Here is an 11,693-nt window from a genome sequence, read left to right as displayed (position 1 = left end):
CGTAAAGCGTTATATCGCGATGAGGCGAACTTTAAATCGGTAGATCGCGATATACAAATATGATTTTGATCTGACGACCGCATAAATCGCTATATCGGGTTATAACGATGCGTGGAGTGTCAACATTCGAAGGCGCAATGCTAAGCTGCGCCCATGAACTATCTCGCCCATCTTCACCTCGGTGGCCAGCGCCCCGGTCAATTGCTCGGCAGTCTGTATGGCGATTTCGTCAAGGGACGGCTGCAAGGGCAGTTCAACCCGGAGATCGAAGCGGCCATCCAGCTGCATCGCAGCATCGACGTGTTTACCGACCGCCATCCGCTGGTGGATGCCTCGCTGTCACGGTTTTCCATCACACGCCGGCGTTACGCCGGGATCGTGCTCGACGTGTTTTTCGACCACTGCCTGGCGCGGGACTGGACCCTCTACTCGGACCAGCCGCTGGAGCGGTTCACCTCGGATGTGTATCGGGTGCTGTCGACGGAGCCACAATTGCCTGAACGGTTGGCGAGGATTGCGCCGCACATGGTGGCGAATGACTGGCTGGGGTCTTATCAGGAGTTTGATGTGCTGGACCAAGTGCTGCGGGGGATTTCGCGGCGGTTGACCCGACCTGAGGAACTGGCGGGGGCGATGCAGGAATTACGGGTTTTGTATGAGCCGTTGAGTGATGACTTTCGGCTGTTCTATCCGCAGCTTCAGGATTTTGCCCAGAACTATCCAACACCATAACCCTCTGTGGGAGCGGGCGTGCCCGCGATTGCGGTAGCTCATTCAACATCATCGCTGAATGTTAAACCGCTATCGCGGGCAAGCCCGCTCCCACAGGATTTCTGTTTAATCAGGGATTGTGTCAAGCCGCGATGGCGGGGCGCAGCGGTTCCGGTTGCGCCTGAGGGATCGCCCCAAACAACGCCTTCTGCACCGCCTGCTGTGCCTCGAACGCCAGCGCCGCACGCTCCCGGCCTTCGCAAGCGATCGGCTTGAGCACTTTGATTTCCACTTCCCCGCGATCATTGGCGAACAACCGCATCAAGTGCGACAGCAAGTCATCATCGCCAATGAACGGCGCCAGTGAATCGAGTTCACCGTCACGCAGATAACGAATCGCCACCGGTTGCAGCTTCACTTCAGAGTCAATCGCCGCTGACAGCAAGCGGCCATGAAAGGTGCGCAACGAACGTCCATTGGTGGTGGTGCCTTCCGGGAACATCAGCAGTGGATGTGCCTGCGCCAGGTGGCGCGTCATCTGNTTGCGNATCAACTGGCTGTCGCCTGAACCCCGACGGATAAACAGGCTACCGGCCTTGGCCGCCAACCAGCCGGCCACCGGCCAGGTGCGCACTTCGGCCTTGGACAGAAACGACATCGGAGTGAGCATGCCCAGCAACGGAATGTCGGTCCACGACACGTGATTGCTGACCCACAGCATTGGCTGCGTCGGCAGTTCACCGTGCACTGTCACGCGAAAGGGCAGGGCGTTGGTCAGCCGCGCCATAAAAAACCGCGACCAGCGCTGGCGCCGCACCATCGAATGGGCAATGCCCAGGCGCTCGAAAAGCCCGAACACACTGGCCATGCTCAACCCCAGCGCGACCACTACCAGCACTCGCGCAATCCGCGCGTACACCCGTAACCGGCTCATCAGACCGCCGCCTTGAAGTGCTTGGCATAACGCGGGCACAACTCATCGCGCTTGAGCAGGATGAACACGTCGGCCACCTGGAAATCTTCATCCCAGCACGGCTCGCCGCAGATCTTCGCACCCAGGCGCATATAGGCCTTGAGCAGCGGCGGCATTTCCGCGATCACGTTGGACGGCAGGTCCAGCGCCGGCAGTGGTCTTTTCGGCTCGGCGCGCAGGTGTTCGTTGCACAGGTAGCGTTCGCGCAGGCGCTGCATGATCGCGTGGGCCTGGATGCCGCCGTCGTGCATCGGGATGCTCGCGCAGCCCATCAGGTAGCTGTAGCCGCCCTGATTTAACACCTCGGCCAACTCGCCCCACAACACGGCAATGGTGCCGCCATTGCGATAGGCCGGGTCGACGCAGGTGCGGCCGATCTCCAGGATCGGGCCTTGCAAGTGCAGCAAGCCATGCAGGCTGAATTCTTCTTCGCTGTAGAACCGGCCCAGGGTGCTGGCGGCCTGGTGATCGAGTAAACGGGTAGTGGCCACCAATCGACCGCTGTTCAAGTCCCGCACGCCAATGTGGCTGCAGTGAACATCATAGTCATCCATGTCCAGACCCAGTTCCGCGCCTTTCAGCTTGGCGTTGAACTCGCCGCTGAACACGTTGAACCGCAGGGCCTGGGCTTCCTGCAATGCCTGCGCGCCAATCAGGCGTTCGGCTTGCAGACGGCGTTCATTGCCGGTGTCGCTGATGCGGGCGATCTGAGTCATTGGGAATCTCCGTGCGGGCTGGTCAACCCGTCTTGGGTTAGAGCCGATCGACTTTCTTTATGCAGCCGTGTTGTGCAAAGTCAGGCTATGTAGCCCCGGTGTCATCGCCATGAAGCTTTGGTGATGCTTATATGACAGCCCTCAAGGAGCCTCTTATGCCCTGGCAAAATCTGTTGAAACGCCGCGATCGCCTGCCCGCCAACCCGGACCTGGCGGAGGGTTTCGCGACCTTGTTGCAGACGTTGGGCACGGTCACGCCATTCGAGCTGGCGGTGGTCGGCGGGCGTTTGATGACGACGCCGGGTCTGGCGTTTCTGGTGGGCTATCAGGCGGCGTTGCGCATGCTCTGGCCGAGCGCGCCGCTGAGCCTCGGTGCGTTGTGTGCCACCGAACAGCGCAGCCTGCGGGTGGCGGACATGCAGACTCGTCTGAGCGATTTACGCGTGAGTGGGCGCAAGGATTTCGTCACCGCTGGCGATGCGGCCGACTGGCTGCTGATCGCCGCGCGCAGTGAGGAGACAGGCGAAGCTCCGCGCTTGAGTCTGGCAGTGGTCTATCCCGATGAACCGGGCGTGCGCCTGGAAAAACTCCCGGCCATCGCGCTGATGCCGGACATCAGCCACGGTCGGTTGTTTCTGGACAACGCCCAGTGCGAATTGCTCGCGGGGGATGGCTGGGATGCCTACGTCAAACCGTTCCGCACGCTGGAAGACATTTATGTGCTGAGCGCGATGACCGCGTGGCTGTATGGGGTGGGTCAGGACAGTGACTGGCCGCAAGCCCTGCAATTGCGGTTGCTGGCGCTGCTGGCCGGGTGCGCGGAAGTCAGCCGGCAAGCGCCGAATAATCTGGTCGGGCATGTGCTGCTGGGGGGATTGTTTGCGCAGTTCGAGGGGCTCAAGGCAGAGGTTAACCAGGCTCTGGCTGATGGCCCGCAGCATTGGGCGGCAATGTGGCAGCGTGATCAGAGTGTGATGGATCTGGCGGCGGGCGCGCGGGGGAAGCGGTTGGCTAAAGCACTCGCGGGATCTTCATTGAGTTGACTGGCCTCATCGCGGGCAAGCCCGCTCCCACAGGAGGCTTTGGTGTGACACAGATGGTGAGCAACACACAATCCCTGTGGGAGCGAGCCTGCTCGCGATGGCGGCATCACTGGCAACACAAATCCAAAACTGTCATCAACCTCGACTAGGCTCAGCAAGCCCACCCCGCCGAGCCCCCGCCATGTTCAAAGGCTTGCCCCTGATTTTCACGCTGCTGCTCAGCCTCACGGCCCACGCCGAAACCTGGCCCGCCGAGCAATGGTCCATCGGCCCGAAAGTCTCCGGTCCGGTACTTCAAGCCCTGGAAACCTACGCCTTCCCACCTCGCGATGATTCAACTCGAAAAGGCATCCGCACCGACGCCTTGCTGGTGATCCGCGACGGTCAACTGATCTACGAACGCTACGCCGCACCCACCACCGCCAGTACCCCGCACCTGACCTGGTCGATCAGCAAAAGCCTGATGGCCACGGTGCTCGGCGTGGCCTATGGCGAGGGCCTTTTCAAACGTGAGGACCCAGCGGTACGGTTTTACCCGCCACTGGCAAAACATCCGGCAATCACCCTGGCCGACCTGCTGCACTGGGCNTCAGGCCTGGACTGGCAGGAAGACTATGAATACGCCCCGCTGAAATCCTCGGTGGTGGCCATGCTCTACACCCGGGGTCATCAGGACATGGCGGCGTTCACCGCCGACCACGCTGAGTACGCCAAACCAGGCCAAGCCTTTCGGTACTCCAGTGGCGACAGCAATCTGCTGGCCGCCGCGCTGAAAACCATCGTCGGCCCGGCCCGATATCCAGACTACCCATGGACAGCATTGTTCGAGCCGTTAGGGATTCGCCACGCCGTCTGGGAAACCGATGCCAACGAGACCTTCGTCGCTTCGTCCTACGCCTACCTCACCGCCCGCGACCTGGCCCGCGTCGGCCTGCTGATGGTGCGCGACGGTCGCTGGGGTGAGCAGCAATTGCTGCCTAAAGAGTGGGTCGCCTTCAACCGCCAACCCTTCGCCCGCTATCAGGCCAATCAGGACGATGCGGTTCCTGGCGGTCATTGGTGGCTCAATCGCGCGGTGGAGGGCGCTGCTCGACCCTGGCCGGATGCTCCGGCCGATACCTTTGCCGCTTTGGGCCATTGGGGCCAGGCGATGTACGTGATTCCCAGNGAANACCTGGTGATCGTGCGCTACGGCGATGACCGCGACGACCTCTACCAGCACAACGAATTGCTCAAGCTCGCGCTCAAGGCCTTTGCCGGGACGGTGCAGCCATGAACAACTTTATTCGTCGCCGACCGTTCAGCACGTTGTGGCTGGTATTGCTGGTCGCCTTGCTCGGCTGGATCTGGCAAGAGCGGGTGGCGCTGTGGGCGTTCCCCGACATCATCAGCGCCTACACCGCCAAGGAATATTGCTCGTGCCGGTACGTGATGAATAACCAAGCCGGGTACTGCCACACCTATGTCAAACAGTGGCTGCCCACCAGCGGTTTCACCGATGACCCCGCCAGCAAACGCGTGACCGTCAGCGGCATGGGCCGCAGCAACAGCGCGCAATGGATCGGCGAACGCCAGGGCTGCCGCCTGCAACCTTGAACACGCTGAAACCCTGTGTGGTTATAGCTTTTTTTGTGGCGANAGTTTGCATCTGGCTCTAGGGCGGTTAAGGTTCGTGCAGGTTTATTTTCCTCACGAGTCTCTATGTTCAAGCGGTCCCTTTCCAAAACCCTCGCCTTCCTGCTGATGGCCGGCACCAGCCTGTCGGCCCAGGCCAATTGGTACCTCGACGGCGAGTCCTCGCGGCTGTCGTTCATCAGTACCAAAAACGCCAACATCTCTGAAGTGCAACGCTTTCTGGTGCTGCACGGAAAGGTCAGTCCCAAAGGCCTGGCCGAGGTGGAGGTCGAGATGGAGTCGATCAACAGCGGCATCCCGCTGCGCGATGAGCGCATGCGCAAGGAACTGTTCGAGATCCAGACCTTCCCCGAAGCGCTGATCACCGCGCAGATCGATCTGCGCCCGATCAACGACCTCGCGCCCGGTGCCCAACTGGAGCTGCGCTTGCCGCTGACCGTCAACCTTCACGGTAAAACCCACGAATACAACGCCGAACTGCTGGCGACCCGTCTCGATGACCGGCGCTTCCAGGTGGTAACCCTCGAGCCACTGATCATCAATGCCGAAGACTTCGATCTGGCACCGGGTCTGGATAGTTTGCGCAAAGTGGCCGGATTGTCGGCCATCAGCCTGTCGGTGCCGGTGGGTGCGGTACTGATTTTCACGGCGCGCTGACATGGCCGGTGCAATCTTTCCCTGGCGTGCAGGCAACCACTTCGAACTGCTGATTGACGGTCCGCAGTTTTTCCCGCGCATGTTGGTCGCGATTGCCCGCGCCGAGCAGCAAGTCGAGTTGGAGTTGTACCTGGTGGAAGCCGGCGCATGCGCCGAAGCCATGGTGCAGGCGTTGGTGCTGGCCGCCGAACGCGGCGTGCTCGTGCGTTGCCTGTTTGATGATTACGGCAGTTTCGCGTTCACCCTGACCCTGCGTCAGCGCCTGATGGCGGCGGGGGTGGAGCTGCGCTTCTACAATCGCCTGAGCTGGCGGCGCTGGGTCGGTAACTTTTACCGCGATCACCGCAAGCTGTTGCTGGTCGATCAGAGCATGGCGGTGGTCGGCGGTACGGGCGTCACGGACGAGTTCTGGACGCCGGGCGAAGACGCCAGCGAATGGCATGAAGTGATGGTGGTAATCACCGGCCCCTTGGTGATCGACTGGCAGTTGCTGTTCGACCGGCAATGGATCGCTAACCGTCACCGCCGCGCCTGGAAACCCGCATCGCACTTCGGCCTGCCGCGTTTGCCCCGGGTACCGCCCATGGGCGAGGGCATGGGTCGGGTGGCCTATGCCGACGCCCGCCAGCACCGCGACATCCTGCAATCGCTGATTCGTGCGCTGAACAGCGGCCAGCGGCGGATCTGGCTGGCCACGCCGTATTTTTTGCCCACCTGGAAAGTCCGCCGCTCATTGCGCAGGGCCGCCAGCCGAGGCGTCGATGTGCGCCTGCTGCTGACCGGGCCGCGCACCGATCACCCCTCCGTACGTTACGCCGGGCATCGTTATTACCCGCGTTTGCTGCGTGCGGGTGTGCAGATCTTTGAATACCAGCCGTGCTTTCTGCACCTCAAAATGGTGCTGGTAGATGATTGGGTGAGCATCGGCTCGTGCAATTTCGACCATTGGAATTTGCGCTTCAATCTGGAAGCCAACCTTGAAGCGCTGGACCCGGGACTGACAGGTGCAGTGGTCGCGAGTTTCGAGAAGGACTTTGCGCAGAGCCAGGAGGTCAGCCTGGAGGAATGGCAACGCCGACCGCTGTGGCGGCGGGTCAAGCAAAGGGTGTGGGGATGGGTGGATCGGTTGGTGGTGAACCTGCTGGATCGCCGGGGCTGAAGACGATCTTCTGAACAACTGTGGGAGCGAGCTTGCTCGCGATGGCGGTNTGACAGTCAACATCGATGTTGAATGTNATGGCCTCATCGCGAGCAAGCTCGCTCCCACAGGGTNCTCATTCGGCTTTAAGGGTTACAGCAATTCAAAGCTCTGCTGCGTCACGTCCTGGGAATCCAGACCGATCTGCACGTTGAATTTGCCTGGCTCCGCAGCGTACTTGAGCTGGGCATTGAAGAACTTCAAGTCGTCTTCGGAGATGGTGAAGTGCACGACTTTCTGTTCGCCGGCCTTCAGCGTGATTTTCTGGAAGTTCTTCAGTTCCTTGACNGGGCGGATCATCGAGCCGGCCACGTCCTGGATATACAACTGCACCACGGTTTCGCCGTCGACCTTGCCGGTGTTTTTCAGCGTGACGCTGGCGTCGAGCTTGCCGGTTTTATTCAACGTGGTGGACGACAGCGCCATGTCCGACAAGCTGAACGTGGTGTAGCTCAGGCCATAACCAAACGGGAACAGGGGGCCGGTGACGTCATCGAAATACTGCGAGGTGTAGTTGCCCGGCTTGCCTGGGGTGAACGGCCGGCCGATGCTCAGGTGGTTGTAGTAGGTCGGAATCTGCCCCACCGAGCGTGGGAAGGTGATCGGCAGCTTGCCTGACGGGTTGTAGTCGCCGAACAGCACGTCGGCGATGGCGTTGCCGCCTTCGGTGCCGGCGAACCAGGTTTCCAGGATCGCGTCAGCCTGCTTGTTCTCATCGAGAATCGACAGTGGGCGGCCGTTCATCAATACCAACACCAAAGGCTTGCCGGTGGCTTTAAGGGCCTTGATCAGATCACGTTGGCTTTGTGGGATGTTCAGGTCGGTACGGCTCGAGGATTCGTGGGACATGCCACGGGACTCGCCCACGGCAGCCACGACCACGTCGGCGTCCTTTGCGGCTTTCACCGCTTCGTCGATCATCACTTGCGAAGAGCGCGTGTCATCCACCACTTCCGGCGCATCGAAGTTGAGGAAGTTCAGGTAATCCAGCACTTTCTTGTCGCTGGTGATGTTGGCGCCACGGGCGTAGATCAGGGTCGACTTGTCTGAAATAGCGGCGTTCATGCCGTCGAACAACGTCACCGATTGAGCCGGACGGCCAGCAGCGGCCCAACTGCCCATCATGTCGATCGGCGCCTTGGCCAGCGGACCGACCAGAGCGATTTTCGCGGTTTTCTTCAACGGCAGGGTTTCGCCCTGGTTCTTCAGCAACACCAGGCTGCGGCGCGCGACGTCACGGGCCTCGGCGCGGTGCAGACGGCTTTCGGCGTAGGTGTCGGCCGGGTCATCCTCGGCCTTGCCGATACGCAGGTACGGGTCTTTGAACAGGCCCATGTCGTACTTGGCGCCGAGCACTTCACGCACGGCATTATCGATGTCNCTTTGCTCGATCTCGCCGGACTTCAACAGNCCCGGCAGCTCTTTGCCGTACAGGGAGTCGTTCATGCTCATGTCGATGCCGGCCTTGATCGCCAGCTTGGCGGCTTCACGCCCGTCCTTGGCCACGCCGTGCTTGATCAGCTCGAAGATCGCGCCGTGGTCACTCACGGCCAGGCCTTTGAAGCCCCAGTCTTTGCGCAGCAGGTCGTTCATCAGCCAGGTGTTGGCCGTGGCGGGTACACCGTTGATCGAGTTCAACGCCACCATCACGCCGCCGGAACCGGCCTTGATCGCCGCGTGGTACGGCGGCAGGTAGTCCTGATACATCTTGACCGGGCTCATGTCGACCACGTTGTAGTCGCGACCGCCTTCCACCGCGCCGTACAGGGCGAAGTGCTTGACGCTGGCCATGATGCTGTCGGCATTGGCGGGGCTGGTGCCCTGGAAGGCCTTGACCATCACTTCGGCAATGCGCGAGACCAGATACGTGTCTTCGCCGAAGCCTTCGGACGTGCGGCCCCAGCGTGGGTCGCGGGAGATATCGACCATCGGCGCAAAGGTGATGTCGAGGCTGTCGGCGGCGGCTTCCTGGGCGGCGATACGCCCGGAGCGGCCGATGGCGTCCATGTCCCAGCTGGAGGCCAGGGCCAGGCTGATCGGGAAAATCGTGCGGTGGCCGTGGATCACGTCATAGGCGAAGAACATCGGGATCTTCAACCGGCTGCGCATGGCCGCGTCCTGCATCGGACGGTTTTCCGGGCGGGTGATCGAGTTGAAGGTGCCACCGATACGGCCGGCGGCGATTTCCTTGCGGATCAGCTCGCGGGGCATTTCAGGGCCGATGCTGATCAGGCGCAATTGGCCGATCTTTTCATCGAGGGTCATTTGTTTCATCAGGTCAGTGATGAAAGCGTCCTTGTTCTCCAAAGGTGCGGGCGTCGTGGCGGCCAATACGGTATGACTGGCCAGACTGACGAACAGGCCCAGCAAACACAGCTTCTTCATGAATAGTTTTCTCAAAGGCCTAAACGGCAGTGAATACGCGCCGGTCAGCCAAAATTTAGGGAGCGACTATTGTTGTTCAGGTAAATGCAGCACACTTCTGCAGCGTTTGGCGCTGGGGCATCTTTTAGCCCATTGGCTCGATGCAATCCAGTGGCGGCGGCAGATTATGCCCCAAGAGACCGCTCAGAAGGTCGCTGGTTGTTTTTCAACGGAAGGTGCAAGGGAGCGTCAACCAGATGAATGTACGACACCACACTCGGTCAAGCCTGCAGGTTGCAGCCTTGATGTTGCTCACCACGCTGCTGGCGGGCTGCGGCATCAACAACATTCCGACCCTGGATGAACAGGCCAAAGCCGCCTGGGGCCAGGTGCAGAACCAATACCAACGCCGTGCTGACCTGATCCCCAACCTGGTGGAAGTGGTCAAGGGCTACGCCGCCCATGAACAAGACACCCTCACCGCCGTGATTGAGGCGCGGGCCAAGGCCACCTCGATCCAGGTGGACGCCAGTACCCTCGACAACCCGGAAAAACTCAAGCAATTCCAGCAAGCCCAGGATGGCCTGAGCGGTGCCCTCAGCCGTTTGATGGTGGTGTCCGAGCGTTACCCGGACCTGAAGGCCAACCAGAATTTCCTTGCGTTGCAATCGCAGCTCGAAGGCACCGAGAACCGCATCGCCGTGGCGCGTCGAGACTTTATCCTCGCGGTGCAGAANTACAACACCGAGATCCGCACCTTCCCGGGTCGCCTGTGGCACAGCGTGATGTACAGCGACTTGCCGATCCGCGAAACCTTCGAGGCCACCAGCCCCGGCGCCGAAAAAGCGCCTGAAGTGAAGTTCTGATCGGCTTGACGCATCACCACGGATGAGGTTGCCAATGCGCGTGTTGAAAGTGGGCCTGATGCTGTTGCTGTGGGTGTTTACCCTGGCAGCCCAGGCCGAGTTGAAGTTTCCGCCACTGACCGGACAGGTGGTCGATAACGCCCAGATGATCGAGCCGTCGGTGCGCGAGCAGCTGACGCAACAACTCCAGGCCCATGAAAAAGCCACTGGCGAGCAATTGGTCGTGGTGACATTGCCGGACTTGCAGAGCACCGACATTGCCGATTTCGGCTATCAACTGGGGCGCTACTGGGGCATTGGCCAAAAAGACAAGAACAACGGCGCGCTGCTGATCGTTGCGCGCGATGAGCACAAATTGCGCATCGAAGTCGGTTACGGCCTTGAAGGCGTGCTGACCGATGCGCAGTCATGGGTGATCATCAACCAGGTGATTGCGCCCAAGTTCAAGACCGGCAACTTCAGCAAGGGCATCAGCGACGGGGTCGCCGCGATGCTGGTGGTGTTGGGCGGCAGCCCGCTGGATGAACCGTCGACGGTCTATGAGCCGCGAGGGGATGAGGGTGACGATTTCGTGTCTCGCCATCCGGGTGTGTTCGTGTTTCTGGTGTTGCTGTTCATCCTGACGATTTTCGTCTGCCAGATGCTCGGGATCCTGCCCAGCGGTGGCGGTGGCCGAGGCAGTTCAGGGGGCGGTTTCGGCGGTGGAGGTTTTGGCGGCGGCGGTGGAGGCGGGGGCTTCAGTGGGGGTGGCGGCAGTTTCGGGGGCGGCGGTTCGTCGGGCGGCTGGTGAGAATAATAATGAGCAGGCACTTTTAAACATGGCATTACTGACTGAACACGAACAACGCAAAGTCGCCGAGGCGATTGCCCGGGTCGAGCGCGACACCGACGCCGAACTGGTCACCGTGCTGGCGGCCCGCGCCGACGACTATGCGTACATCCCGCTGCTCTGGGCCAGCCTGCTGGCGCTGGTGGTGCCGGGTATCGTGCATTACCTGACAGGCTGGCTGACCATGCACAGTTTGCTGCTGGTGCAATGGATCACGTTCATTGTGTTGTGCCTGGTGTTCCGGATTCCGAAAATCACCACCCACCTGATCCCGCGCTCGGTACGCCATTGGCGCGCCTCNAACCTGGCACGCCGGCAGTTTCTGGAGCAGAACCTGCACCACACGCTGGGCGGCACCGGCGTGCTGATTTTTGTCTGCGAGGCGGAGCGGTATGTGGAAATCCTGGTGGACGANGGGATTTCCAAGCGGCTGGACAACAAGAACTGGGACGCGATCGTTGCGGCGTTTACTCAGCAGGTGAAGCAGGGCCAGACGTTGCAGGGGTTTGTAACGTGCGTCGAGGCGTGCGGCGAGTTGCTCAAGGTGCATGTGCCGGTGACGCATGTGAGGAATGAGTTGCCGAACCGGTTGGTGGTGTTGGGCTGAATTCACTTCTGGAATAGATACACCTTCTGTGGGCGAGGGAACGCGAATCGCCTCACGATTCGCGCCGTTCGGTAAATAACTGCGTGTCCCGGAC

The 11,693-nt window shown here is 60.8% G+C and carries 12 protein-coding genes; 9 read left to right on the top strand and 3 right to left on the bottom strand.

Annotated features, from left to right (window positions below):
- Positions 1–153 precede the first annotated feature (153 nt).
- On the top strand, positions 154–732 hold the full coding sequence (locus B7L09_RS10530; RefSeq protein WP_094468741.1) for an acyl carrier protein phosphodiesterase: 579 nt from the start codon (positions 154–156) through the stop codon (positions 730–732).
- A 121-nt stretch (positions 733–853) separates the two neighbouring features.
- Here B7L09_RS10530 and B7L09_RS10525 read toward each other — a convergent pair whose 3' ends face one another.
- Both B7L09_RS10525 and olsB read right to left on the bottom strand, forming a co-directional pair.
- Positions 854–1,645: a lysophospholipid acyltransferase family protein gene (locus B7L09_RS10525; protein WP_094468740.1), complete on the bottom strand. Its 792-nt coding sequence runs from the start codon at positions 1,643–1,645 to the stop codon at positions 854–856.
- The gene (olsB, locus tag B7L09_RS10520; protein ID WP_094468739.1) at positions 1,645–2,400 is read right to left on the bottom strand and encodes an L-ornithine N(alpha)-acyltransferase; all 756 of its coding nucleotides are present in this window, start codon (positions 2,398–2,400) and stop codon (positions 1,645–1,647) included. The genes B7L09_RS10525 and olsB overlap by 1 nt, the downstream gene beginning before the upstream one ends.
- A 155-nt stretch (positions 2,401–2,555) precedes the next feature.
- Between olsB and B7L09_RS10515 the strand changes: the two genes are divergently transcribed.
- From B7L09_RS10515 to B7L09_RS10495, 5 genes are all read left to right on the top strand, one after another.
- Positions 2,556–3,443, top strand: coding sequence for an acyl-CoA dehydrogenase middle domain-containing protein (locus B7L09_RS10515; RefSeq protein WP_094468738.1), 888 nt, complete (start codon positions 2,556–2,558; stop codon positions 3,441–3,443).
- Positions 3,444–3,624: 181 nt separating this feature from the next.
- A complete protein-coding gene (locus B7L09_RS10510; RefSeq protein WP_094468737.1) occupies positions 3,625–4,719 on the top strand; it encodes a serine hydrolase domain-containing protein in 1,095 nt (364 codons plus the stop codon).
- Entirely contained in the window at positions 4,716–5,039 is a 324-nt protein-coding gene (locus tag B7L09_RS10505) for an amidase (protein WP_094468736.1), read from the top strand. The genes B7L09_RS10510 and B7L09_RS10505 overlap by 4 nt, the downstream gene beginning before the upstream one ends.
- A gap of 105 nt (positions 5,040–5,144) precedes the next feature.
- Positions 5,145–5,735: a YceI family protein gene (locus tag B7L09_RS10500; RefSeq protein WP_094468735.1), complete on the top strand. Its 591-nt coding sequence runs from the start codon at positions 5,145–5,147 to the stop codon at positions 5,733–5,735.
- Position 5,736: 1 nt separating this feature from the next.
- Positions 5,737–6,894, top strand: coding sequence for a phospholipase D-like domain-containing protein (locus tag B7L09_RS10495; protein ID WP_094468734.1), 1,158 nt, complete (start codon positions 5,737–5,739; stop codon positions 6,892–6,894).
- Between the two features lie 132 nt (positions 6,895–7,026).
- On the opposite strand, the gene bglX is transcribed toward B7L09_RS10495, so the two are convergent.
- Positions 7,027–9,318, bottom strand: a complete 2,292-nt coding sequence (gene bglX, locus B7L09_RS10490) for a beta-glucosidase BglX (RefSeq protein WP_094468733.1) — start codon at positions 9,316–9,318, stop codon at positions 7,027–7,029.
- 236 nt (positions 9,319–9,554) lie between these two features.
- Here bglX and B7L09_RS10485 point away from each other — a divergent pair, with 236 nt between their 5' ends.
- From B7L09_RS10485 to B7L09_RS10475, 3 genes are read left to right on the top strand one after another with little or no spacing between them, the layout of a single operon-like run.
- Positions 9,555–10,163, top strand: coding sequence for a LemA family protein (locus B7L09_RS10485; protein ID WP_094468732.1), 609 nt, complete (start codon positions 9,555–9,557; stop codon positions 10,161–10,163).
- A gap of 34 nt (positions 10,164–10,197) precedes the next feature.
- Positions 10,198–10,953 (top strand): TPM domain-containing protein, encoded by a 756-nt coding sequence (locus B7L09_RS32610; RefSeq protein WP_094468731.1) that lies wholly within the window; start codon positions 10,198–10,200, stop codon positions 10,951–10,953.
- 28 nt (positions 10,954–10,981) lie between these two features.
- Entirely contained in the window at positions 10,982–11,599 is a 618-nt protein-coding gene (locus B7L09_RS10475) for a TPM domain-containing protein (protein ID WP_094468730.1), read from the top strand.
- Positions 11,600–11,693: the final 94 nt, after the last annotated feature.

It is taken from the genome of Pseudomonas mandelii (assembly GCF_002251635.1).
GTDB classification, from domain to species: Bacteria; Pseudomonadota; Gammaproteobacteria; order Pseudomonadales; family Pseudomonadaceae; genus Aquipseudomonas; species Aquipseudomonas mandelii_B.
The sequence above is the reverse complement of the archived record's forward strand: the minus strand, read 5'-3'. Positions and strand labels throughout refer to the sequence as shown.

Coding starts and splice junctions, on each gene's coding strand:
- B7L09_RS10500 (WP_094468735.1), top strand. CDS start 5,145: ATGTTCAAGCGGTCCCTTTCCAAAACCCTCGCCTTCCTGCTGATGGCC.
- B7L09_RS10505 (WP_094468736.1), top strand. CDS start 4,716: ATGAACAACTTTATTCGTCGCCGACCGTTCAGCACGTTGTGGCTGGTA.
- B7L09_RS10530 (WP_094468741.1), top strand. CDS start 154: ATGAACTATCTCGCCCATCTTCACCTCGGTGGCCAGCGCCCCGGTCAA.
- B7L09_RS32610 (WP_094468731.1), top strand. CDS start 10,198: ATGCGCGTGTTGAAAGTGGGCCTGATGCTGTTGCTGTGGGTGTTTACC.
- B7L09_RS10515 (WP_094468738.1), top strand. CDS start 2,556: ATGCCCTGGCAAAATCTGTTGAAACGCCGCGATCGCCTGCCCGCCAAC.
- olsB (WP_094468739.1), bottom strand. CDS start 2,400: ATGACTCAGATCGCCCGCATCAGCGACACCGGCAATGAACGCCGTCTG.
- B7L09_RS10495 (WP_094468734.1), top strand. CDS start 5,737: ATGGCCGGTGCAATCTTTCCCTGGCGTGCAGGCAACCACTTCGAACTG.